Annotated in this window: 22 protein-coding genes and 1 riboswitch; of the genes, 12 read left to right on the top strand and 10 right to left on the bottom strand. The window is 54.0% G+C overall.

Annotated features, from left to right (window positions below; all coding sequences use genetic code 11):
* Positions 1 to 438: 438 nt before the first annotated feature.
* The 6 genes from QJ48_RS12430 (at position 439) to QJ48_RS12405 (ending at position 6,602) form a co-directional block, all read left to right on the top strand.
* Complete coding sequence (locus tag QJ48_RS12430) at positions 439 to 1,488, top strand: serine hydrolase (RefSeq protein ID WP_054973911.1); 1,050 nt, start codon at positions 439 to 441, stop codon at positions 1,486 to 1,488.
* Between the two features lie 47 nt (positions 1,489 to 1,535).
* Entirely contained in the window at positions 1,536 to 2,834 is a 1,299-nt protein-coding gene (locus QJ48_RS12425; RefSeq protein ID WP_237762884.1) for an ABC transporter substrate-binding protein, read from the top strand.
* A 41-nt stretch (positions 2,835 to 2,875) separates the two neighbouring features.
* Positions 2,876 to 3,832: a carbohydrate ABC transporter permease gene (locus tag QJ48_RS12420; protein WP_237762883.1), complete on the top strand. Its 957-nt coding sequence runs from the start codon at positions 2,876 to 2,878 to the stop codon at positions 3,830 to 3,832.
* An 18-nt stretch (positions 3,833 to 3,850) separates the two neighbouring features.
* Positions 3,851 to 4,675 (top strand): carbohydrate ABC transporter permease, encoded by an 825-nt coding sequence (locus QJ48_RS12415; RefSeq protein ID WP_054973914.1) that lies wholly within the window; start codon positions 3,851 to 3,853, stop codon positions 4,673 to 4,675.
* A gap of 56 nt (positions 4,676 to 4,731) precedes the next feature.
* Positions 4,732 to 5,652 (top strand): N-acetylmuramic acid 6-phosphate etherase, encoded by a 921-nt coding sequence (murQ, locus tag QJ48_RS12410; RefSeq protein WP_054973909.1) that lies wholly within the window; start codon positions 4,732 to 4,734, stop codon positions 5,650 to 5,652.
* A gap of 185 nt (positions 5,653 to 5,837) precedes the next feature.
* The gene (locus tag QJ48_RS12405) at positions 5,838 to 6,602 is read left to right on the top strand and encodes a sugar phosphate isomerase/epimerase (protein ID WP_054973908.1); all 765 of its coding nucleotides are present in this window, start codon (positions 5,838 to 5,840) and stop codon (positions 6,600 to 6,602) included.
* A 32-nt stretch (positions 6,603 to 6,634) separates the two neighbouring features.
* Here QJ48_RS12405 and QJ48_RS12400 read toward each other — a convergent pair whose 3' ends face one another.
* Both QJ48_RS12400 and QJ48_RS36845 read right to left on the bottom strand, forming a co-directional pair.
* The gene (locus QJ48_RS12400; protein WP_157261613.1) at positions 6,635 to 7,024 is read right to left on the bottom strand and encodes a hypothetical protein; all 390 of its coding nucleotides are present in this window, start codon (positions 7,022 to 7,024) and stop codon (positions 6,635 to 6,637) included.
* A gap of 8 nt (positions 7,025 to 7,032) precedes the next feature.
* Complete coding sequence (locus QJ48_RS36845; protein WP_157261612.1) at positions 7,033 to 7,194, bottom strand: hypothetical protein; 162 nt, start codon at positions 7,192 to 7,194, stop codon at positions 7,033 to 7,035.
* 252 nt (positions 7,195 to 7,446) lie between these two features.
* On the opposite strand from QJ48_RS36845, the gene QJ48_RS12395 reads away from it, so the two are divergent.
* Both QJ48_RS12395 and QJ48_RS12390 read left to right on the top strand, forming a co-directional pair.
* Complete coding sequence (locus QJ48_RS12395; protein ID WP_054973906.1) at positions 7,447 to 8,901, top strand: NAD(P)/FAD-dependent oxidoreductase; 1,455 nt, start codon at positions 7,447 to 7,449, stop codon at positions 8,899 to 8,901.
* A 47-nt stretch (positions 8,902 to 8,948) separates the two neighbouring features.
* Complete coding sequence (locus tag QJ48_RS12390; protein ID WP_054973905.1) at positions 8,949 to 9,524, top strand: TetR family transcriptional regulator; 576 nt, start codon at positions 8,949 to 8,951, stop codon at positions 9,522 to 9,524.
* 24 nt (positions 9,525 to 9,548) lie between these two features.
* On the opposite strand, the gene QJ48_RS12385 is transcribed toward QJ48_RS12390, so the two are convergent.
* Positions 9,549 to 10,700 (bottom strand): MFS transporter, encoded by a 1,152-nt coding sequence (locus QJ48_RS12385; RefSeq protein WP_054973904.1) that lies wholly within the window; start codon positions 10,698 to 10,700, stop codon positions 9,549 to 9,551.
* Between the two features lie 96 nt (positions 10,701 to 10,796).
* Here QJ48_RS12385 and QJ48_RS12380 point away from each other — a divergent pair, with 96 nt between their 5' ends.
* Entirely contained in the window at positions 10,797 to 11,675 is an 879-nt protein-coding gene (locus tag QJ48_RS12380; RefSeq protein ID WP_054973903.1) for a LysR family transcriptional regulator, read from the top strand.
* Between the two features lie 162 nt (positions 11,676 to 11,837).
* Here the strand turns inward: QJ48_RS12380 and QJ48_RS12375 are convergent, their stop codons facing one another.
* Positions 11,838 to 12,572 carry a response regulator transcription factor gene (locus QJ48_RS12375; protein ID WP_054973902.1) on the bottom strand — a complete coding sequence of 245 codons (735 nt, stop codon included), beginning with the start codon at positions 12,570 to 12,572 and terminating at the stop codon, positions 11,838 to 11,840.
* A gap of 206 nt (positions 12,573 to 12,778) precedes the next feature.
* On the opposite strand from QJ48_RS12375, the gene QJ48_RS12370 reads away from it, so the two are divergent.
* Positions 12,779 to 13,639 carry a cytochrome c oxidase assembly protein gene (locus QJ48_RS12370; RefSeq protein WP_237762882.1) on the top strand — a complete coding sequence of 287 codons (861 nt, stop codon included), beginning with the start codon at positions 12,779 to 12,781 and terminating at the stop codon, positions 13,637 to 13,639.
* Positions 13,640 to 13,642: 3 nt separating this feature from the next.
* Here the strand turns inward: QJ48_RS12370 and QJ48_RS12365 are convergent, their stop codons facing one another.
* Positions 13,643 to 14,254 (bottom strand): SCO family protein, encoded by a 612-nt coding sequence (locus QJ48_RS12365; RefSeq protein ID WP_054973900.1) that lies wholly within the window; start codon positions 14,252 to 14,254, stop codon positions 13,643 to 13,645.
* A 65-nt stretch (positions 14,255 to 14,319) separates the two neighbouring features.
* Entirely contained in the window at positions 14,320 to 14,685 is a 366-nt protein-coding gene (locus QJ48_RS12360) for a cytochrome c (RefSeq protein ID WP_054973899.1), read from the bottom strand.
* Positions 14,686 to 14,950: 265 nt separating this feature from the next.
* On the opposite strand from QJ48_RS12360, the gene QJ48_RS12355 reads away from it, so the two are divergent.
* Positions 14,951 to 15,598 (top strand): response regulator transcription factor, encoded by a 648-nt coding sequence (locus tag QJ48_RS12355; RefSeq protein ID WP_054973898.1) that lies wholly within the window; start codon positions 14,951 to 14,953, stop codon positions 15,596 to 15,598.
* A gap of 168 nt (positions 15,599 to 15,766) precedes the next feature.
* Here QJ48_RS12355 and QJ48_RS12350 read toward each other — a convergent pair whose 3' ends face one another.
* From QJ48_RS12350 to QJ48_RS35870, 3 genes are all read right to left on the bottom strand, one after another.
* Positions 15,767 to 16,183, bottom strand: a complete 417-nt coding sequence (locus QJ48_RS12350) for a transposase family protein (protein ID WP_237762881.1) — start codon at positions 16,181 to 16,183, stop codon at positions 15,767 to 15,769.
* 19 nt (positions 16,184 to 16,202) lie between these two features.
* Complete coding sequence (locus QJ48_RS12345) at positions 16,203 to 17,384, bottom strand: MFS transporter (protein ID WP_054973897.1); 1,182 nt, start codon at positions 17,382 to 17,384, stop codon at positions 16,203 to 16,205.
* Between the two features lie 76 nt (positions 17,385 to 17,460).
* The gene (locus tag QJ48_RS35870; RefSeq protein ID WP_082420478.1) at positions 17,461 to 17,751 is read right to left on the bottom strand and encodes a helix-turn-helix transcriptional regulator; all 291 of its coding nucleotides are present in this window, start codon (positions 17,749 to 17,751) and stop codon (positions 17,461 to 17,463) included.
* 282 nt (positions 17,752 to 18,033) lie between these two features.
* Here QJ48_RS35870 and QJ48_RS12340 point away from each other — a divergent pair, with 282 nt between their 5' ends.
* Entirely contained in the window at positions 18,034 to 19,266 is a 1,233-nt protein-coding gene (locus QJ48_RS12340; protein WP_054973896.1) for an RICIN domain-containing protein, read from the top strand.
* A gap of 183 nt (positions 19,267 to 19,449) precedes the next feature.
* On the opposite strand, the gene metE is transcribed toward QJ48_RS12340, so the two are convergent.
* Positions 19,450 to 21,744 carry a 5-methyltetrahydropteroyltriglutamate--homocysteine S-methyltransferase gene (metE, locus tag QJ48_RS12335; RefSeq protein WP_054973895.1) on the bottom strand — a complete coding sequence of 765 codons (2,295 nt, stop codon included), beginning with the start codon at positions 21,742 to 21,744 and terminating at the stop codon, positions 19,450 to 19,452.
* A gap of 159 nt (positions 21,745 to 21,903) precedes the next feature.
* A riboswitch (cobalamin riboswitch) is annotated at positions 21,904 to 22,102 on the bottom strand.
* Positions 22,103 to 22,164 lie beyond the last annotated feature (62 nt).

Here is a 22,164-nt window from a genome sequence, read left to right as displayed (position 1 = left end):
GCGGCCGCAAACTGTTACGGGATATCCCCCACAATTATTTGTCTGAGTTTTCTACTTCTCCTTGCGCTTTAGGCGCAAGTCAGGCTGTTGAAAAAGTGGATTTTGACCGAAATAGAGAAACATACGGAGGTGGGGTATCTACTGAGGAGCGATAGCGTTCGCCTTTGTCTGCGGGAAATACCCGCTGCTAAGCGCTCCAATTAAAATTTCCTGCAGACAACAGCGACCGGAAGTAGATACCCCACCCCCTAGTACACCTCTATTACTTCAGCCTTGCGCATTAGGCGCAAGTTTTTTTATTTCGGAAATAAAATTTCATGTCACTATTTACAAAATGAAATAATATTTTATAATATGAGTATAAAGCTAATGATAGCGTTTACAAAAGTATTGCTACAAAAGTGTTAATACGTTAAAAAGAGGGGCGGCGATGGAGAGATGACCGATCCAAAAAAATGGAACGCGGTAGACCGGTTGATCCGGCGCTGGGTGAAGGAAAAGGCGATTCCCGGAGCCGTTGTGGATATCTCGTTGGGGGCTGACGTTCGATGGAGCCAAGCTTACGGGTCCTATTCGGACGGCACCGCCGAGTGCCAGATAACCGAGCGCACGATGTTCGACGTCGCTTCGTTAACGAAGGTCACGGCGACCTTGCCTGTCATCCTGGCGCTGGCAGAGCGGGGAAGACTTCGGCTGGACGATCCCGTCCAAGCGTATATTACCGCCTTCCGCCATCCGAACGTGACGCTGCGCCATCTGCTGATGCATACGTCCGGGCTTTCTCCCGAGCTTCCTTATGCCAAGCGGACGGAGCGCCGCGACGTCATCCCTCTCGTGCTCAAGCAGGAGCTGGTAACGGAGCCCGGGGAGCAGGCGGTTTACAGCGACCTCGGGATGATTTTGCTTGGGGAAGTCGCCGCCGTCGTATCCGGGAAATCGCTGGAAGCGTGCGCGCGCCAGTATGTGTTCGACCCGCTGGGGATGGCCGATTCGACGTTCAATCCGCGGCCCGAGCTGCTTGGACGAATCGCCGCCACGGAACCGCTGGACGGTGGTACCGGGTATGTGCACGGAGTCGTTCATGACGAGAAGAGCTACCATCTGGGAGGCGTCAGCGGCAGTGCGGGACTGTTCACGACGGCAGACGACTTGCGCAAGTACGCCCGGGCATGGCTTGACCCGGACGGCGTCGGGCTGCTGAGCAGGGAAACGATCGGCGCTTGCTTCCGCAATCCGTATCAAGGCCGGGCGCTTGGCTGGGAAATATGGCATGGTCAGGAGCGGGCGCCGTCCTGCGGGGCCTCTTGGCCGCACGGCAGCTTCGGGCATACCGGCTTTACCGGAACGAGCCTGTGGATCGATCCGTTCCACGAGCTGATTGTCGTGTTTTTGACCAACGCGGTGCATTTCGGACGAAGTCCGATCATGCGGGAGCTGCGGCCGATTCTGCATACGACGGTTTATACCTCGCTCGTCGGGGATAAATAGCGAATCATCACCCAAGGGAGGGCTTAATTATGAAGGGGACAAAGACAATGAAATCGGCAATCGCGCTCGTTGCGGCCATATCGCTTATCGCAACAGGCTGCAGCAGCCCGGCGAAGGACGGGGCCCAGGAAGCTCCGGCGGCAAACGGCGGCGGGGGACAGAAGGCGGAAGCCCAGAAGGTCAAGCTGACGATGGGCAGCTGGCGGACGGAAGACAAGGAAGTATACGAGAAGATCATCAAAGCGTTCAACAAGACGAACCCCGACATCGAAATCGAATTCAAGCCGACCAAAAACACCGAATACAACACGGTGCTGAATACGGCGCTGCAAACCGGCAGCGGCCCCGACATCATCCATCTCAGGCCGTATGCGGCCGGCATCGCGCTCGCCGACGCCAAATACTTGGAGCCGCTCGACAGCGTCAAGGGGCTTGAAGCGATTCCGAAGGAAGCGAAGATGGCCGCGACAGGCAAGGACGGCAAAGTTTACGGTGTGCCGACGGTCTACAGCTCGACGCAAATTTTCTATAATAAAAAGCTGTTCAAAAAGTTTAACCTGTCCGAGCCGAAAACCTGGGACGAGCTGATGAAGGCGGCCGATACGCTGAAACAGAACAAGATTGCGCCGTTTGCCTTCGGCTCCAAGGAAGGCTGGATTTTGTCCCTGACGCACGGCGCGCTCGGACCGCAATTTTACGGCGGCACCGAGTTTGTCAATAACCTGCTCGCAGGCAAAACGAATTTCAAAAGTAAAGAGTTCACCGATTCGATCACGATGCTCCAAGGACTGACAAAATATTTCCCGGAAAATTATACGGGTCTCGGTATGGATGATATGCGCAACCTGTTCGTCACCGAGCAGGCGGGCATGATCGTGATGGGCGACTGGGAAATTGCAGTCATGAAAAAGATGAACCCGGAGCTTGATCTCGATCTGTTCCCGGTCCCTCCGGTGAAGGCGGACGGCAAGGCGAGCGTGACCAACTGGGTGGACGGTTCCTTCGCCGTTAACGCGGCGTCCAAGAACAAGCAGGCGGCCTTGAAATTTATCGAGTTCATGACGACGAAAGAATTCGGCAAGATGGTGGCCGACGATCTGAAGAAGCCGAGCACGATTCCGGGCGTGGAATCCTCCGACCCGCTCGTCGCGAAAATGATCCAGCTCGCTGCCGCCAATTCGACGCCGTATGCGATGGTCGTGCATTTCAGCGCAGGCAATCCGACGACCAAGGCTACGCTGGAGACGGCTCTCCAAGGAATGTTCCTGGGCAAGGAAAAACAGGACACGGTGACGGATATCGTGCAGAAGAGCGCCGATTCCTGGTTCAAGCCCGCGGCCAAATAAACTGCCGGTCGACACAAACTTTATAGAAAGGGCGGGGCGCAATGAATCGAGAAGCGGCGGTATGGGACCGCACGAGCAAACGGCAGCCGGGTTTGAACTGGAAGCGAGGGATCATCCACCTGTTCCCGGTTCCTGCCCTCGCCGTCTACACGCTGTTTGTCGTGTATCCGATCGTAGCGGCTTTCAGCTACAGCTTGTTCGACTGGAAGGGGCTTCAGAAAGGCACTTTTGTCGGCATCGACAACTTCGTCAAGCTGTTTACGACGGAGCCGTTCAACGGGCTGTTCTGGAACGCGTTCGGGCATAACGTTTACTATTTTATACTGGAAATGGTCGTGCAAAATGGTATCGCTTTCATTCTGGCGTACATTATTTACACGAAAGTGAAGGGCGCCGAGCTGTTCAAAATGGCCTATTTCGTGCCACGGCTGCTGTCGGTCATCGTCGTCGGTTTCCTGTGGAAGCTGATGTTGAACCCGAATTCCGGCGTCGTAAACTTCGCGCTGAAGAACATCGGTCTCGCCGAATGGGCGAGGCCGTGGCTGGGCGAGCCGGACACGGCGCTGACGGCGATCATTCTTGCGAACAGCTGGTTCGGCGTCGGCTTCGCGGTGCTGATTCTGCTTGCAGGCTTGCAGTCGATCTCCCAAGAGGTGATCGAGGCGTCGAGGCTGGACGGGGTGCAGGGCTTCCGTTTGATCCGCTCGATCATTCTGCCCATGATGACGCAGTCCATTGTCATCCTTACCGTATTTACGTTCATTCACGCCTTCGAAGCGTTCGAGCTTGTGTATGCGATGCAGGGCTCGCAAGGGGAGCCGTATCATTCGACAGATACGCTGGCCGTCTTCTTTTACCGTACGGCTTTCGGCGGCTCGTCGGGCGACGGTGTAGCGGTCGGTCTCGGCTCGGCGCTGGCGGTCGTACTGTTCTTGATCATCGCTACACTGTCCGCATTGTTTATGGCCTATGTTCGCAAGCGGGACATGGAGTATTAGAAAGGGGGTAGACGCTTGGTGAAAACGAACCCGGTCTTACGCGCGTCGCACTATGTTATCGCCAGTCTGTTCGCGCTCCTCAGCCTCTATCCGATCGTTCTGATGCTCTTGTCTTCGTTCAAGACGAACATCGACATTTTCAAAAATCCGATCGGACTGCCGAAGTCCTGGAGCATGGCCGCCTATAAGAAGCTGCTGGACCAGCTGCCTTACTTCGATTATTTCTGGAACAGCCTGACGGTCAGCGTCGTATCCGTTGCCCTGATCCTGCTGTTCGGGTCGCTTGCTTCGTTCTATATTGCCAGATACCCGTTCCGCTGGAATCCGGCGCTGTTCTTCTTCTTCCTGCTCGGCATGATGATTCCGGTCAAGCTCGGCATCGTCCCGCTGTTCATGCTGATGAAAAATTTGGGGTTGATGAACACGGTTACTTCGCTGATTTTGATGTATACGGCTATCGGCATCCCGATGTCGGTCTTGATCTTGAGCGGATTTTTCCGGACGCTGCCGAAGGAGCTGGAGGAGGCGGGCCGGATCGACGGCTGCTCCGATCTCCGCCTGCTGCTGAGCATCGTGGCGCCCTTGATGAGACCGGCGCTCGGAACGGTCATGATCATGAATTTCATCACGGTGTGGAACGATTTCTTCTTCCCGCTGATCTTCATCCAAGACGAAGTGAAAAAGACGATTCCCGTCGGCATGCTGACGTTATTCAGCGAATACTCCACCGATTGGAGCGTGCTGTTCGCGGGCCTGACCTTGTCGTCGCTGCCGATGATCGTGCTGTTCGCCGTCTCCTCCAGGCAGTTCATGGACGGCATGACGGCGGGCGCGGTCAAGTAAGACGGACGAGAAATTCAGCTAAGACGATCAGGGAATCAAGAAGGGAAGGAGATTTTATGGCGTACAACGAACAATGGCAGCCGGTAACGGAACAGCGCAATGCAAAGTCCGTTCATTTGGACCGGATGAGCGTGCGGGAAATCATCGAGACGATCAACAGCGAGGACGGTACGATTGCCGCTTCCGTGCAAGCCGCGCTGCCGCAAATCGAAGAAGCCATCACCGCGATTGCGGAGCGGCTGAAGCGGGGCGGCAAGCTTTATTACATCGGGGCCGGCACGAGCGGCCGGCTCGGCATTCTGGACGCGTCCGAATGTCCTCCGACGTTCGGGGTCGATTCATCGCTCGTGCGCGGCATTATTGCCGGGGGCGAGACGGCGATGGTGAACCCCGTCGAAAATGCCGAGGACGACATTGAAGCCGGGGCGGCCGATATCGCGCTCTATACAACGGCAGCGGACGCGGTCGTCGGCCTTACGGCGAGCGGCCGGACGCCGTATGTGCTGGGGGCGATCCGCGAGGCCAACCGCATCGGCGCCTTGACCGTCGGCATCTCGTGCAACACGGGCACCGAGCTTAGCAGGGCGGCCGCACACGGCATCGAGGTGCCGGTCGGACCCGAGGTGCTCACCGGATCGACGCGCATGAAGGCCGGCACCGCGCAAAAGATGGTGCTGAACATGATCAGTACAACGGTGATGGTTCAGCTCGGTAAAGTGTACGGCAACCTGATGGTGAACGTGCAGGCGACGAACGCCAAGCTGCGCGACCGAGTCGTGCGCATCGTCGGCGAAGCGACCGGAGCGGACCGGATGGCGGCGGAGGAGCTGGCCCTGCGGGCCGAAGGCGATGCACGCCTGGCGATCCTGATGCACCGGTTTGCTATTGGCAGGCAGGAAGCGTCGGCGGCGTTAGAGCGGTCGGGCGGTCATTTCGGAGAAGCGGTCCGCTGGCTGGAAGGACAACAGACGGGGTAAGAATTAGCATGAGCTTCCTTTGAGCAGGCCGGAGAGCCGCTTGAAGGAAGCTTTTTATCGAGCATGGGCATGAAAAAGTAACCGATTTCCTATGGCTGTGACTAGAAAACTTTGGTATGATGGGGGTGAATGTCTGTTCCAAAATCATCCAACCAAACCGATAACAGAACGTGGGAGAGATACTGATGAAGCTGGCTGCTCAGTTGTACACGCTGCGGGATTTTTTGAAAACGCCGGAAGATATCGAAACTGCGCTTAAGCGGGTGAAAGAAATCGGATATCGCGCGGTTCAAGTGTCCGGACTCGGTCCGATCGAACCGGAGGCGCTTAAGGAGATAACGGACCGCGAAGGCTTAACGATCTGCGCTACGCATATTGGATACGAGGATTTGACGGACAAGCTGGATGAGGTTATTGCGATGCACCGCTTGTGGGGCTGCCGTTATGTCGGCTTGGGCGGTATGCCGCAGCAGTATCGCACCAGCCGGGAAGGCTACGAAGCGTTCGCCGCCAAGGCGACGGAAATTGGCCGGCAGTTGACCGGCGCGGGGCTGAAGTTTATTTATCATAACCACAGCTTTGAATTTGTCAAGTTCGACGGAGCGACGGGAATGGACATTCTGATCCGGGAGACCGATCCGGAAGCGGTCCATTTTGAGCTGGATGTGTACTGGGCTCAAGCGGGCGGAGGCGATGCGGCCGATTGGATCCGCAAGCTTGACGGGCGGATGAAGGTCATTCACCTGAAAGATATGGCCGTAACGGCCAAGCAGGAGCAGCGCTTTGCCGAAGTCGGCGAAGGCAATATGAATTTCGAGCGTATCCTGGAGGCGTGCCGGGAGATCGGCGTCGAATGGGGAGCCGTCGAACAGGATGATTGCTACGGCAAAAACCCGTTCGACTGCCTTCAAACCAGCTTGAACAACCTGCGCGCCAAAGGTTTCGAATAAACAGCTTTATCAAGGCGAGGGCTGCTCTGCGATCATTTTACAGCGGGGCAGCCCGTTTTGCTTTTTTGATCATCGGATAAAAACATAGCTGCCCCCGTTCGTCTGCTGCACAAACGTCTCTGTCTGCACAAATCCCGCTTTTTGGTACGCTTGGATCGCCCGTTGGTTAAAAGCGGCGACGGAAAAACAAAGAGACGCGGAGCAAAAGCTTTTTCGGCAAGCGTTAGCCCTTCCTGCTCTTGCGGTGTAAAAGAAAAGAATCCCATAAGTCCGCTTTCGGTATAAACGCTGTAGTAACGGCTGCCTCTCCTGACCGGATCGAGAAATTCCTCGTAATCGTCCGGATCGTCGTCCATATTGTAAAAAGAATAAGGCTCCTCGTACTTCCAGCCGGCGATCTCTTCGGCTTCTTCCTGAGTCATAGAGCGATTCACTGCTTCGCGAACGGCTTCGAAACGAAGAAATAACAGCAAAGCCCGAACCACATCGCCGCAGCCCCCCAATAAACGGCAGGATACCCCGCATGCTGCACCACCCAGAACGGGATGTCGAGCTGAAACGGCCGATTGCGATATGCACAGCCGAAGATCATCCGTTAACGCCGGTAGCAGAATCGTTTATCCGGCTGATTCGGAAAAAATTAAGAGCAGAAGCAGTCTAATCGGGGTTATCCGTTCAGCGGACAATATTCGTTCAGGTCGACCGTTCCTTCCGGGGAGCGGTTTTATTTTTTTGCTGTAGGAGGAGTCTAATTAAAATTTGACAGTAACTATCAAAAGAAATATATTATCATTATCGTGTAACTACCAAAATAATCCAACGATCTGAAAAAGGAGCTGCGAGCATGAGTAACGATCCAAATTGGAGAAGAGCGCTGGTCATCGGAGGGAGTATGGCGGGAATGCTGGCTGCGCGGGTGCTGTCGGAGCATTGCGACGAAGTTCTCGTCGTGGACAAGGACGACTTTCCGGACAAGCCCGAGAACCGTCCGGGCACGCCTCAGGCGTTTCATCCGCACCGGCTGCTGCCGCGCGGCAAGCTTATTCTGGAGAGCTTGTTCCCCGGCTGGACGGACGATTTACTGGCGCAAGGGGCTTTCCTGAAAGAGGGCAAACGCATCCGGTCCGTCAGTGTTTACGGAACCATGGAAGTGGTTGACCGGAAAGATGCGGGCGCCAGCCGGGCTCTGCTGGAATGGGTCATTCGCCGGCGCCTTCAAGCGATCCCCAATGTGCGGTTTGTAAACGGGTACGAAGCGACGGGGCTGCAGATGGCTTCAGACGGCGCAAAAGTAACAGGTGTTGCGGTTCGGGAACGGAGTAAGTCGGCGCAGTCAATGACGCTCGAAGCCGATCTGGTGCTGGATGCTAGCGGACGCTCCTCCAAGCTGGTAAAATGGCTTCAGGCTCTCGGCTATCATGTGCCGGAACCGGAACGTCTGAAAGCCTCGCTCGGGTACAGCACGCGTTATTACAGAATCCCTCCGCACGTTGCGGAGCAATGGAGCGTTGTCGTTACCGAAGGCGTTCCGGCCAAAGGAATCGGCACCGCCGTATTCGGACCGGTTGAACAGGATACGGCCGAAGTCGTACTGTATTACGCGGGCGGGCAGCGTTACCCGACGACCGATGCCGGGTTATACGAACAGGAGCTGGCCGCTCTGCTGGATCCTTCGATTGCCGAGCTGCTGCAAGCGTGCGAGCCGCTGGGGCCGCCGCGCGGGTATCGGGTGCCGGAATGCTTCCGGCAGCGCTTTGAGCGGATGGAGCGGTGGCCGTCCGGGCTGCTTGTAATGGGGGACGCGCTCTGCAACTTCGACCCGATTTACGGTCAAGGGATTACCGTCGCTGCCATCGAAGCGGAATTGCTGGCGGCTCAATTGCGCGAACGGCATATACATCCGAAGCCGTTCTTCGAACGCGAGGCATTGAGGCGAATGCAGGAGGCAATCGACCCCGCCTGGTGGCTCACTGCTGTTGCCGACCTGCGCTGGCCCGGCGTGGAATACACAGGATCGCATTCGCGGGAAGGGATTGCCTTTGCCCAAAAATATTTTGAGCTGTACCGCAAGCAAGCCGTCGGCAAGCCCGATATGGAATTATTCGGAAAATATATGATGATGAACGGTTTGCTCCTATCGCCGCGGGCATTATTGAACGCGGAAGCGGTCCGCACCGTGCTGGCCGGCGATGCATCGGGCGAGGGAGAGCGGCTGTTAGCCGAATTCGGGATGGAGGATCGGGATCATCAGCTGGAGCAATTTCTGGAGCGGACCATCCCGGCGGGAAGCTATACATAAAATAAGATCGGAGAGTGAGCAAGGTGTCACCGGACGATAAACGAACCATGGGGCTGCGCGAGCGAAAAAAAGCAAAAACCATGGCAGCGATTCAGATGCACGCGCTGCGGCTGTTCCGCGAGCTGGGCTATAACGCCACGACGGTGGAGCAGATTGCGGAGGCAGCGGAGATTTCGCCCAGCACTTTTTTTCGGTACTTTCCCACCAAGGAGGACGTGCTGCTGCGCGACAATTACGATCCCGTTCTCGTTGATGCATTTGAAGCTCAGCCGTCAAATCTGAGTCCTTTACAAGCAGTACGCCAGGCAATGGTTTCGGCGATTGCCGACATGTCTGCCGATGAGCTTACCACGATGCGTGAACGAAATCAGCTCATCATGACGGTGCCGGAGCTGCGGGCCGCAGCGCTGAACAACCTGACCCAGACGATGCAGCTGATCGCGGAGCTAGTAGCCAAGCGCACCGGCCGGGAGCCGGACGACGCGGCCGTGCGAACCTTCGCCGGAGCGATCATCGGCGTCAACATCTCGGTGATGCTATACTATGCGGAGCATCCGGATGCGGACTTCGCCGGATTGCTGGACGAAGCGTTGAGCAAGCTGGAAGCGGGCCTGCCGTTGTAACTTCGGCGGGCAGGCCCGCCCGGTTTATGCGCCTTTATTATTCGACCTAAACGAATAAGAGATAGCGGCCAAGGCGGCCAATTCCATAACGCCGCCAATCCATGACAAATGCAGAACGGAGGAATACTCCGTCACCAGTCCTCCCAGACCGGCCCCTAAGGTCATCCCTATATTCATTAAGGCGGTATTGAAGCTTAAAACAATTTCCGGCGTTTGAGGCTTTAAAGAAATAAAATAAAATTGTTTTGCGGGAGTCGTTGTCCATGCGGCGGCTCCCCATATCATAAGAGTCAACAGCACCCCTATCGTAGAAGTTACCGTAAAGGTCAATAGGAACAAGGCCATCGCGTGAATGCTCAAGCTAATGGAAATGGTGCGGACAGGTCCCCATTTATCGACGGCATACCCGCCAAAACGCGACCCGATCAAAGCAAACACGCCTAAAGTCAAAAGGGATATACTGACCATTTCGATCGAAAAACCGGCAAAGGCGCTCAACAGCGGAGCGATGTAAGCAAAAACCATCGTATACCCGAGAATCCAACATACGGTAGTGAGAAATCCGCTTATCAACCGCCTGTCGCGAATGAAAAGCAATTGATGCTTTAAAGGGATCGGTTTTTCTCCCTCCAGCCTTGGGATGAATCTCGCCAGCAGCAGGAGAACGATGAGCGTAACGGCGGCAAGCATGAGATAGATATAGCGCCAATCCATATAGGCGGCAACCAGCGTTCCGACAGGGACGCCCAATATTAAAGAAACGGTAAATCCCGTAATGACCGTGGCCATCGCATTTCCCTGTTTGGCAGGCGGGGCGAGCCGGGCTGCGTAATTGGTGGCAATAACGATATACAGTCCCCCGCTCATGGCCAATACAATTCGGGAAAACATCAGCAGGCCGAAATGAGAACTGAAAAAGGCAATCATGCTTCCTGCGATAAAAGTAACCATGGAATAGAGCAACACTTTTTTTCTCTCGAACTTTGCCGTCAGCATCACCAATCCAAGAGCCCCTAACGCATACGATAAAGAATAGATCGTGACCAACTGTCCGGCCAACGAAATCGGCACCTGGAAATCTTTGGAGATGATTTCCAAAATGCCGGATACGACGAATTCTGCCGTACCCGATACGAACGCGCCTAAAGCTAGCAAATAAATGGAAAATCGGTTCATTCCTTTTCACTCCTTGTCACACGTTGCCCTTATTCTATATCGCGTGGTAACATGAGTAAAATTGTTAATTTTCATAAAGGGGATGAGTAAAAGCTCATGACTATTGCCCGCTTTAAGGTTTTGGCCAAAGTGATCGAGCTTGGCAGCTTCACCAAAGCGTCCGAAGAGCTGAACATGACTCAATCGGCCGTGAGCCATGCGATCGCCAGTCTGGAGGCGGAATGGGGCGCGACGCTATTGATTCGCGATCGGAAGAAGGAGCTTGTTCTCACCGAGGTCGGACAAAAAACGCTGATTCATATCCGGGAAATTTTAAATCGGACGGAACGCATTCAACAGGAGCTGGCTTTAGCGGCAAGCTTGGAGGCGGGGACCGTGCGTATCGGCACTTTTTACAGCGCTTCCTCCTGTCTTTTGCCTAAAATTCTTGCAAAATTCCAGAAGAAGCATCCCCGAATCGAGTTCAGATTTTACGAAGGCACGTATGAGGAAATGGCGGAATGGTTGGATACAGGAGTCATCGACATCGGATTTGTTGTGCAGCAGGACAAGCATACGAAATGGGACACGGTACCGCTCATCCAAGATAAGATGGTTGTCGCTTTTCCTGCGGGTCATAAATTTCAGCAGCGCGAAATAATTGCGGTGGAAGATTTGCAAGACGAGCCCTTTATTATGCCAAAAGGAATGTATCAATCGCACATCGAAGAAATTTTTCAACAAGCGAAGGTCAAGCCGTCTATCCGGTTTGAAGTGCAGGATTGCAGCACCATTGCTAACATGGTTCAGGAAGGGCTCGGAATCACGATCGGCCCGGAATTGTTTCTCAAGACCCAGCAAAATCTTCAAATCCGCAGCTTGAACGTATCCGACTGGCGTAATGTGGCGTTAGCATGTCTTTCCGTCTCCGATGCTTCGCCGGCCGTTCGAGCCTTTCTTACCGTAGCCCAAAGCGTTTTTGTCAACGACAAGTGAATCTTGTGCAGCCGGATACATACCGTGCTGTCTTCCAAAAGGGAGCCCACGCTTCCTTTAACCTTCATTAGCGCATAGGACGGACAAGCCGCCTCGTTCGGAAGCGGCTCTTTTCATCGCCCGGCACGGGCGTCCTCTCCGGAGGGCGGTCCCGAACCCGGGCTAGGCGCCCCCTCCACGGGCAAAGGAAGCGGGCACATCCAAGCGGTAGCCTATTCCCCAGACGGTACGAAGCATCGAGGCGGCAGGCGGCGAAACAGCTTGCATTTTTTCCCGGATGCGCCGGATATGGGAGTCCACCGTCCGAAAATCCACAATCACCTCGTACTTCCATACCTCCTTCAACAACTCTTCGCGGGTCAACGTCTTGTTCTCGTTCAAGGCAAAATAACGCAGCAGGTCGTACTCCTTCAAAGTCAGAGCGATCTCGTGACCTTCGATCAGCACACGCCGGGCCAGGTGCTCGATGACCAAATGCGGCAGCACGATGTCATGACGCGATTTGTTCTCCAGCCGGAGCCTTCCCGGAGCGGTACGCTTCAGAATGGCATGGATGCGGCAGATCAGCTCGCGCGGACTGAACGGCTTCAGCACATAATCGTCCGCTCCGGCTTCGAAGCCGAGGAGGCGGTCGCTTTCGTCCGCTTTGGCCGTCAACAGGATCACCGGCGTCGTCTTGACCTGTTTGAGCAGCCGGCAAATTTCGGGGCCGTTCAGGCCGGGCATCATCCAATCGAGCAGCAAAATATCGTAATCGCGGTCTAAGGCCATTTGCAGCGCCTGCGTTCCGTCTCCGGTTTCTTCCACGGCGGCGCCGTCTTTATTCAAATACAGGTTCAATATGCGGCGGATCCGGTCCTCGTCGTCGGCGATAAGCATCTTGTAAGCTAAGGTCATGACAGTTCCTCCTTCACGCTTCTCATTGTAGCCTTAGGTTGGCCTGGCGGCATGCCTCGAATGAGTCATTTCGTCGTCGGTCCGGTGAACAAAGCTTGTCTCCTTTGTGACAGCGAGATGGCCCTTTCGTGTCATAGGAACGGGGACCGAAATTAGGTAAGATGGAGGGGATGCCAGAAGACGAAGAAGGTAAGGAGGCTTTGAGCTTGGACTTTCAGTTGATGATGGAAACGTACGGATTCCGGGTGGTGTGGGGGCCGGAAATGTTTCTGACGGTTGCGCTGGCGGCCGTATTTTACATGCGCTACAAGGGCGGCACGGTGTCCGGGCGGCAGATGGCGAGCTTTTTTGTTGGGCTGTTCCTGCTGTACTTTGCTCTTGGAGGACCGCTGAATCTGGGCGGGCACTTCTGGTTCAGCATCCATATGCTTCAGCAGTCCGTGATGTACCTGATCGTTCCGCCGCTGCTGCTCCGGGGGATGCCGGAAGGCTTTTTTCGAGCGCTCAGCGACAATCCGTGGAGCCGGAGGGTGATCCTTGTTTTCGGCAATCCGATCTTTGCGATGTTTTTGTTCAACGGCGCATTTTCTTTCTATCACATCCCGATGATCTTCGATGCGGCGATGTCCAATTATGCGCTTCATAATGCGCTGCATTTGCTGCTGTTCTTCTCGGCGTTTGCTTTATGGTGGTCCGTGTTCAGTCCGGCCGGGGCGATCTACGCGATGAGCGAGCTGAAAAAAATGGGGTATATTTTCATAAACGGCATTTTGCTGACGCCGGCATGCGCGCTCATCATCTTTGCCAAAGCGCCGATGTACGAGACCTACACCGCTGGCGCGCATCTGCTGTGCCTGCCGTTCTATGCGATTCCGGTGGAGCCGGTGGCGTTTTCGAGCCCGTGGCTTACGCCGCTGTCCGACCAGCAGCTGGGGGGCGTGATCATGAAGATTATGCAGGAAATTTCATACGGCTGCCTGCTTGGCCTCGTGTTCTTCCAGTGGTACCGAAGGGAAAAAGACAAAGCAGAGGACCTTCCCGATCCCCTGCTTGAGCCGACGCCATAGGCGTTATTTTGATCCGGCGATTTGCCGGATCATTTTTAGAATCTCGTCGTTGTCCATCTCTTCGCCCATCGTATAAATTTTGCGGATCTGGCCTTCCTGGTCGACAAGGAACAGCGAGGTCACCGTATGCACGAATCCGCCGTCCTTCATCTTTTGCACCATCACGCCAAAATCTTTCGCGACGTCCGCCGTTTGTTTCTCCGTCCCGGTCAGCAGCGTCCAGCCGCTGTAATCCATCCCCATTTTGTCTCCGTACGTTTTGAATACTTGAGGCGTATCGCGCTCGGGATCGAAGGTGACCGATAGAAAATGCACCTTATTACCCCACATGCCGTCTTTCTTTAATTCGTTCTGCAGCTTGACCATGTTGTACGTCGTGGCCGGGCACACGTCCGGGCAATTGGTGAACAGGAACTCCACCAGACGCACTTTGCCGTTCGTATCGTTTAAAGAAACCTTCCCGCCATCCAGCCCGCTCAATTCAAAGTTCGGCGCCTGCTTCAAAACCGGCAGGGGCGGCCCTTGGTTGAACCAGGTAAACAGGGAGATCGCAAGGGCCACCAGCAGGAGGGTGACCGTCAATTTAAACCCGTTCTTTTGAATCCATGGCTTCATCCGTGAATTGTTCAACCTCCGGTTTCGTTATCTTTTCGCCGTTCGTTTCGCCTATTCCGCGCGTATTATTTCTTTTCGGCGAGCCAGCGGGAGACGTTGGCAATATCTTCGTCCTTCAGGCTGCTCTTGAACGCCGGCATGCCTCCGCGGCCGTTCTGGATCACTTTGTACAGCTGCTCGGTCGACAGCTTGCCGCCGACCTTCTGAAGATTTGGTCCCATTTTGCCTTCCAGGTCGTTGCCGTGACAGGCGATGCAGGACTGCTTGTAGACGGCTTCGGCGGCCTGGGCGTTCAGCGGAGCATCGGGAAGGGCCGGAGCGGCCGCCTCCTGCCTGACCTCGCTCGAATGCCGCTGCACCTCGGCGAACAAAAATCCCATGCCCAGAACGCAGGCAATTCCGCACAGGGACACCATAATCCATCGATGCATTGCATGCTCCTCCTTTCATTTTCAGGATAATCCTAGCACTTTCGTTTCCGCCTTGTATATAGCACTTTGGAGTCAGACTGAAGCGCTTCCTCCGGGGATTTGTCACGAAATTGTCGATCGTCCGGCGGGAAATAGCCCGACTGAGTCATGGGGGTTTACGGGAGGGTATGGTTAGATGGAATCACAGGAGTACGATCGTTGATCCGGACGGCGAGAAGGAGCGTAACGATCGCCGCCGGTAAGGAAAGAGAGGGGATTCCATTCCATGAGTCAACCGATTCGAATTATGCTGGCCGACGACCACGCGCATGCGCGCCAGGCGATGCGGGAAATTATTCAAGCGGACCCGGAGTTCGAGATCATATGCGAGGCGACGAACGGAAAAGAAGCGGTGCTGCTGGCGGAGCAGTGGATGCCCGATGTCATTCTGATGGACATCCGAATGCCCGAATTGGACGGCCTGGAAGCGACGAAGCTGATTAAAGAACGGTTCCCGTATGTCAAAATTGTCATGGTTACGGTATCGGACGATATTACACATTTGTTCGAGGCGCTGAAGAAAGGCGCGCAGGGCTATTTGCTGAAAAACCTTCACCCTGCGTCCTGGCATGAATATTTGCGGGCGGTCGCGATCGATGAGGCTCCCATGTCCCGGGAAATCGCCGTGCGTCTGCTTCAGGAGTTTTCCTCGGTCAGGCAGAGCATTCCCGATCATTCGCCGCTCACCGGGCGGGAAAAGGAAATCTTGGAGTGCGTGGCCAAAGGGAACTCCAACCGCGAAATCTCGGAAATTTTATCCATCTCCGAGCATACGGTGAAAAACCATCTGAAAAATATTTTGCATAAGCTGCATTTGGACAACCGGGTGCAGTTGATGCGCTATGCCTATGAGAAGGGCTGGATCAGGGGGTAGGAAAGAATGGAGGGCAACGCTTCGTTAACCCTCCAAATCATTGGAGGAAAGCGGCTTGAATACTCGGTTCAAGAAATTACGTTCCACAATATTGGTTAAAACGAATCTTGGCTTAATCATGTGTATTTTGTCAATCCCAAGCCAATTAGGTGTTTCAAATCGAAGAGTTTACTTAAGACGATTGATGTAATCACGAAAGATGTTACGTATCGTTTTTTCATGCAATCCAACTTCCTCGGATATACTGACAAACGTCCGTTTGAGGCTTTGCTTCTCTATATAAGACAATAAACGTTTGGTGCAATTTCGCTTCTCGTCTATGGTGTGGTTCAGGTGTTCCCAAAAGGTTCGATTGCAGTCTCTACAGCGATACCTCTGACGCTTTATAAGAAGCCCTGCACGCTTGCCGTGAATAGGTAAGTCCATACAAATCTGTTCCCTGCTATCGTGTTTATAAAGGTTGGCTATACATCCACAATGAGGGCAAGTCAAAGGTGGAGAGTTCGCCACCACTTGAATTAGAAAATCGAATTCATTCTCACAAATACTTAGGATGTTGAATTTCGAAAGATTTAAAATATCCATTTGATTTTCTTCTATGCATTTATGCTGCAAATTCCTTCTTTGTTTTCGCGTCACTGGCCAAAATACCGCTGAATATAAACAATAACAACGAACCGGCAAAGCAACTAGCCGCAAACAAGCCAACGGCGGAAAAACCGTTAAAAGACGCGTAAATCAGGCCTGCGATCCAAGAACCGAGCGTTGTTGCTGCGTACATGATCGAACTGGCCAAGCTGGAGATCGTGCCGCGGATGGTCGGATTTAACGAATTCAGCAGTCCCAATATGAGTGGAAAAGCGATTCCCATGGTAACGAATATGAAAAAGTAAACACTTTCGAAAGCCGCAACCGATGGCAAGTGGGGCAAAACGATAAAACATGCAATAGAGACAAGAATGCCCGCAACCAGCGTGTTGAAACGGTTTAATGTTTTGATCACATAGGCACCGCAGAGGCTCCCGACTATATTCCCGAGACCAAGAAAAAACATCACATACCCCGCTTGATCGATTGGAAGGTGAAAGCGATCCGTCACCCATTTTCCGATGAAAGAGAAGGAGGCAAAGAATCCGCATTGAAATAAGAAATGAGCGAAGAAAGCTCTTCTCGCCATTGGACTATTCAATAGCGGGATGTATCTACTGAAAATAGGAGATTTGGTGATTTGGCCTTGATCCGGTTTCATTTCGGGCAAAGCATAGTAGATGAATATTGCCACGAATAACGCGAATGTTCCGATTGTAAAAAAAGAATAAGACCAATGGATGGAGGCAAGCAGACTTCCAATAGGGATGCCGAACGCTTGGGAAGCAGCCACGCCGGCCATGACGATTCCGGATACTTTGGCGATCTTCGGCGTCGGGATCAGGGCAGGGATCGAGGCCCAGACTTGAGGAGCCGTAAATGCCGCGCTGACTCCGGCTAAAAAACGGAATAAGAACATCGACCAAAAACCTGTGGCAAAGCCGCATAACAGGGTTGAAACCGAGAAGCATACCATGCCGGAAAGCATGACCTTTTTGCGATCCCAACCATCGGAAAGCGGTCCGGCAATCAGCGCGAATAGGGCATAACCTAAAGCATAGGCTCCGACCATCCAACCGGCAGATTCGGTCGGGATATGAAACAATTGTTGAAGCGTGGGGATGAGCGGAGAAATCAAAAAAGTATCCGTGCCGATGACAAACATGACGAGGAATAATAAGATTGTTAATCTTAACATGGTATCCACCCTTTCCATTTTTTTGTTCTAAAGTTAAATGACAATTGAACTAATGAAGAAAAAAAGAGATTCCCTTCTACAACGTATCCAGAAATCCAGGTAAGTAAGTTTGAAAAGTCTCCAAATCGAGACTCGTATACTTTGCTTGGGCATCTTTTCGTACGTTGATTAATTTCGCCTCCTTCAAAGTACGCAAGTGATACGAAGTATTCGATTTGGAAGTATTGCGAATGTTTCCTATTTCTCCGCAATTCATTTCCTTCTTGCCGGCGTATAGAGCTCGTATGATGTCTAATCTTGTTTCATCAGCTAATGCTTTGAATATTTTGACTCTGAGCTCATCACTTGTTATTTTTTGAGTAGTCATAAAACTATTGTACTAAGATATCGTTACAAATCAAGTCTTTAGAAAAATACCACCACATTTTCCGATTTATAAGTGAAATGTTTTAGTTGTCTGTCCAGGCTCCGCTTTATTTGTGCTTATTGTCATGGGTGCTCAAAATCCTTCAAAATGTAAATAAAACCATAATTTAGGTTGATCAACCCGGTGGAGGCCGTTTATAATGAAATTACAGCTTGTGTAAACGTTGTCATTTGTTTCTGCTTTGGGACAGAAGCTTTGATCCGAAAATGAGGAGGGAATTTCATGTTGAAAAGAGGAAAGCTGCTAAGTTTTTTTCTGCTGTTTACTCTCCTGGTCGCCCTGGTGCCTGTCGGCCATGCGGATGCCGCCCCGAACTGGAATCTGGTCTGGAGCGACGAATTTAACGGCAATGCTTTAAATTCCGCCAACTGGTCTGCGGAGATCGGCACGGGCCAGAACGGGTGGGGAAACAATGAGCTGCAGTATTATACAAACCGGCCCGAAAATGTGCGGGTTGCGGACGGGAATCTCATGATTACGGCGCGCAAGGAGTCTTATGGCGGCATGAATTACACCTCTGCGCGAATCAAAACCCAAAATTTGAAAAGCTTTACTTACGGGAAAATCGAAGCGCGCATCAAGCTGCCCTCCGGTCAAGGGCTGTGGCCGGCATTTTGGATGCTGGGCTCGAACATCAATGCGGTGGGCTGGCCTAAATGCGGCGAGATCGACATTATGGAACGGGTCAACAACAACCCGCATGTCAACGGCACCGTACACTGGGATGCGGGAGGACACGCCGATTACGGGCGGGTTTCCGGCAATCTCGATTTTTCCCAGTATCACGTGTACAGCGTAGAGTGGGACTCTAAATATATCAGGTGGTTTGTGGACGGCCAGGAGTACAACGCTTTTTATATTGAAAATGGCACCGGGAACACGGAGGAGTTTCAACGGCCGTTCTTCCTCCTTCTGAATCTTGCCGTGGGCGGCAATTGGCCCGGCAGTCCCGATCCTTCCACACCGTTCCCGGCGCAAATGCTGGTGGATTACGTGCGCGTGTACCAAGCTCAGCCGGGCATTGTCAACGGAGGCATTTATACGATAGCCTCCAAAGTCAGCGGCAAGGTGATGGATGTCGTGGACGTATCGACGCAGAGCGGGGCCAAAATACAGCAATGGACCAACTATGTCGCCAATAACCAGAAGTTCAAAGTGGAGAGCACCGGGGACGGCTACTACAAGCTCACGGCCGTTCACAGCGGAAAAGTGCTGGATGTGCCCAACTCGTCGACTTCCAGCGGCGTGCAGCTGCAGCAATGGGACGATAACGGCAGCGCTGCGCAAAGGTGGAGTATCGTCGATGCAGGCGGCGGCTATTACAAGCTTATTTCCAAAGCGAGCGGGCTGGTCGCGGACGTATCCGGCTCCTCGACCGCCGACGGCGCGGCGGTCCAGCAGTGGAACGACAATGGAACGGATGCGCAAAAGTGGTCGTTTGTCAAAGTCAACTGACCCGTCTGCGCTAAGCCAACAACGCTAAAGCGGCCTTCTTCCGTCAAAGGCTGCGACGACAAAGAAACCGTCTCTTTCCAATGGGTTCATGCCTCCATTGTGCAAAGAAACGGTTTCTTTTTTTACGATTTTCGCAGCGGGGAGCCGTAAGCGGTTCTATGTCTTACAGGGGCTCCATGCGGGCTACGCTTTGGCGCAGCGCGCTCTGAACTGTTCGGCGGCAGCGACCATGTTGCGCAGGGAAGCGACCGTTTCTTCGACGCCTCTCGTCTTGAGTCCGCAATCCGGGTTGATCCAGAACAGATCCGGCTCCAAAACGGACAGCGCGCGTTCGATCGTGCGGATCATCTCGTCGACGGCCGGCACCCTCGGGCTGTGAATGTCGTACACGCCCAGACCGATGCCCTGATCGTACGTGTGCTCGTCAAAGCTCTGCATCAGCTCACCGTGGCTGCGCGACGTTTCGATGGAAATGACGTCCGCATCGAGAGCGCGGATCGCGTCGATAATGTCATGAAACTCGCAGTAGCACATATGCGTGTGAATTTGCGTCGTGTCCTTCACGGCAGCCGAAGTCAAGCGGAAGGCATGAACCGACCAGTCCAGGTAATGCTGCCAATCCTGCTGTTTCAACGGCAAGCCTTCGCGTAGCGCAGGCTCGTCGATCTGGATCATGCCGATGCCCGCGTTCTCCAGCGCTTCCACTTCCTGGCGCAGTGCCCATGCGATCTGGTAGGCGACTTGCTCCCGGAAGATATCGTCGCGGACGAACGACCAGTTCAGGATGGTGACCGGACCGGTAAGCATGCCCTTGACCGGCTTGCCCGTCAGCGACTGCGCATAGACCGTGTCTTCCACCGTCATCGGCTGGACGAATTCGACGTCGCCGTAGATGACCGGCGGCTTGACGCAGCGGGAACCGTACGATTGAACCCAACCGTTCCGGGTGAACAGGAAGCCGTCCAGCTTCTCGCCGAAAAACTCCACCATGTCCGTCCTTTCGAACTCGCCGTGCACCAGCACGTCCAGGCCAAGCTCTTCCTGAATCTTGATCCAGGTTTGAATTTGCTCCTGAACGAAGGTCCGGTACTGCGCTTCGTTCCATTCCCCGGTTCTCCAGCGTTTGCGCGCTTGTCTCACTTCCGGCGTCTGCGGGAAGCTGCCGATCGTCGTTGTCGGCAGGAGCGGAAGCTGGAACTTATTTTGCTGGAGAATATGGCGTACGGAATAAGGGCTCTGTCTGGCTGATGCTCTCCCGGCAATATGCCGGGTAGCCGCACGGACGGTTGCCCGGTTGCGGAACGGGGAGGCGTTCAGCTCCCGGACGAGCCGTGCGCTTGCTTCCAGCGCGGACCGTACAGCTTCCGTTCGTTCTCCGGCCACCGCCTTGCTCAGCAGAACGACTTCGTCCAGCTTCTCGTCGGCGAAGGCCAGGAAGGGCAGCAGATCGGCGTTCGCCTGCTCTTCCGTCCGGGTCGTCACCGGGACGTGCAGCAGGCTGCAGGAAGGCTGAACGATCAAATTCCCCGACGGGACGAGAGCGGACACCTCATCCAGCAGCCGCAGCTTGGCTTCGAGATCGGCCAGCCATACGTTGCGTCCGTCGATCAATCCGACGCTCAGCGCTTTGTCCGCCGGGAATCCATACGCTCGCAAGGCGGCGATATTCCGCTCCGCCCCGTGGACGAAATCGAGTCCGATGCCTTGCACCGGCAGGGCGACCGTCCGCTCGTAGTGCTCGACCGAATCGAAATACGTCTGGAGCATCAGCTTCAGACCGGGAGCGGCCGCGTGCAGCTGCGCATAAATGTCTGCGATTCGCTCCATATCGGTGTCGGATAAAGAGGTAACCAGAATCGGCTCGTCGATCTGCACCCATGCCGCGCCTTCCTGCTCCAGCTCGGTCAAAATTTGTTTGTAAAGCGGAAGGAACAATTCGATCAAGGCATCCAGCTGCTCCGGCGCATAGCCTTTGGACAGCTTCAGGAACGTATACGGTCCGATCAGGACCGGCTTCCCGTCGACGCCAAGCTTGCGCTTCGCTTCGCGGTAAGCCTCCAGCGGCTTATTCACGGTCAATACCGGAGTCAGACCGTTCAATTCGGGCACGATGTAGTGATAGTTCGTGTTGAACCATTTGGTCATCTCGCACGCCGGAGCGCCTTGGGTTCCGCGGGCCATGGCATAATAGGTGGCGAGAGGGACCGGACCGCCGTCGTAGGCAAAACGCTTCGGAACGAGCCCGAACATCGCCGCCGTATCGAGCATATGGTCGTATAACGAAAAATCTCCTACCGGAATCAGCCCGATTCCTTTTTCCTGCTGAACCTCGATATGTGCCAAGCGGAGCGTTTCCAGCCCGCTCAAAAATTGCTCCTCCGGCAATTTGCCCGCCCAGAACGATTCCAGTAGCTTTTTCCATTCCCGTTGTGCCCCGATGCGCGGGTACCCGATATTGCTGCTTACGATCCGACTCATGTTTATGTGCCTCCTCAGGTTTTGTTTTTGTCTGCTATTTCAATCCTGAACATACAAAAAAAGGCATCTTTATCCTGAAGCGAAAAAGGATAAAGATGCCCCTCGTTGAATACGCACGGCGGCTGCCATCTTTAACACCTCCCTATCTCCCGTAGGTAAAGCAGTGCTGTCAGAACAGGCAGGTCTCCTGGCTTCGGAATCATGGTCTTGCGCCGGCCTTCCCAATCCGCAGATCAGTGGCTAAAGATGGCGTAAGACTCCTCCGTTACAGTGGCGGGACCGCGCCGGTGTTTCACCGGCTTCCCTTTTAAGCTCCGATACGCGAACGTAGGGGAGCACCTGTTCCCACAATATTCAGTTGTGATTCTGTAACAATATACAACTAAACCGATAATGATACAAGTGTTATTTTTAAACGGC

Source organism: Paenibacillus sp. A3 (assembly GCF_001399685.1).
Classification (GTDB): Bacteria; Bacillota; Bacilli; order Paenibacillales; family NBRC-103111; genus Paenibacillus_G.
Note: the sequence above shows the minus strand (reverse complement) of the source record. Positions and strands in the feature narration are given on the sequence as shown.

Bases quoted from the DNA above. Each gene is read 5' to 3' on its own strand.
- QJ48_RS12395 (WP_054973906.1), top strand. From the start codon at position 7,447: ATGAGTAACGATCCAAATTGGAGAAGAGCGCTGGTCATCGGAGGGAGT.
- QJ48_RS12375 (WP_054973902.1), bottom strand. From the start codon at position 12,572: ATGACCTTAGCTTACAAGATGCTTATCGCCGACGACGAGGACCGGATC.
- QJ48_RS12360 (WP_054973899.1), bottom strand. From the start codon at position 14,685: ATGCATCGATGGATTATGGTGTCCCTGTGCGGAATTGCCTGCGTTCTG.
- QJ48_RS12430 (WP_054973911.1), top strand. From the start codon at position 439: ATGACCGATCCAAAAAAATGGAACGCGGTAGACCGGTTGATCCGGCGC.
- QJ48_RS12420 (WP_237762883.1), top strand. From the start codon at position 2,876: ATGAATCGAGAAGCGGCGGTATGGGACCGCACGAGCAAACGGCAGCCG.
- murQ (WP_054973909.1), top strand. From the start codon at position 4,732: ATGGCGTACAACGAACAATGGCAGCCGGTAACGGAACAGCGCAATGCA.
- QJ48_RS12385 (WP_054973904.1), bottom strand. From the start codon at position 10,700: ATGAACCGATTTTCCATTTATTTGCTAGCTTTAGGCGCGTTCGTATCG.
- QJ48_RS12355 (WP_054973898.1), top strand. From the start codon at position 14,951: ATGAGTCAACCGATTCGAATTATGCTGGCCGACGACCACGCGCATGCG.
- QJ48_RS12345 (WP_054973897.1), bottom strand. From the start codon at position 17,384: ATGTTAAGATTAACAATCTTATTATTCCTCGTCATGTTTGTCATCGGC.
- QJ48_RS12400 (WP_157261613.1), bottom strand. From the start codon at position 7,024: ATGACTCAGGAAGAAGCCGAAGAGATCGCCGGCTGGAAGTACGAGGAG.
- QJ48_RS12380 (WP_054973903.1), top strand. From the start codon at position 10,797: ATGACTATTGCCCGCTTTAAGGTTTTGGCCAAAGTGATCGAGCTTGGC.
- QJ48_RS12340 (WP_054973896.1), top strand. From the start codon at position 18,034: ATGTTGAAAAGAGGAAAGCTGCTAAGTTTTTTTCTGCTGTTTACTCTC.
- QJ48_RS12390 (WP_054973905.1), top strand. From the start codon at position 8,949: ATGGGGCTGCGCGAGCGAAAAAAAGCAAAAACCATGGCAGCGATTCAG.
- QJ48_RS12405 (WP_054973908.1), top strand. From the start codon at position 5,838: ATGAAGCTGGCTGCTCAGTTGTACACGCTGCGGGATTTTTTGAAAACG.
- metE (WP_054973895.1), bottom strand. From the start codon at position 21,744: ATGAGTCGGATCGTAAGCAGCAATATCGGGTACCCGCGCATCGGGGCA.
- QJ48_RS12365 (WP_054973900.1), bottom strand. From the start codon at position 14,254: ATGAAGCCATGGATTCAAAAGAACGGGTTTAAATTGACGGTCACCCTC.
- QJ48_RS36845 (WP_157261612.1), bottom strand. From the start codon at position 7,194: ATGATCTTCGGCTGTGCATATCGCAATCGGCCGTTTCAGCTCGACATC.
- QJ48_RS35870 (WP_082420478.1), bottom strand. From the start codon at position 17,751: ATGACTACTCAAAAAATAACAAGTGATGAGCTCAGAGTCAAAATATTC.
- QJ48_RS12350 (WP_237762881.1), bottom strand. From the start codon at position 16,183: ATGGATATTTTAAATCTTTCGAAATTCAACATCCTAAGTATTTGTGAG.
- QJ48_RS12425 (WP_237762884.1), top strand. From the start codon at position 1,536: ATGAAATCGGCAATCGCGCTCGTTGCGGCCATATCGCTTATCGCAACA.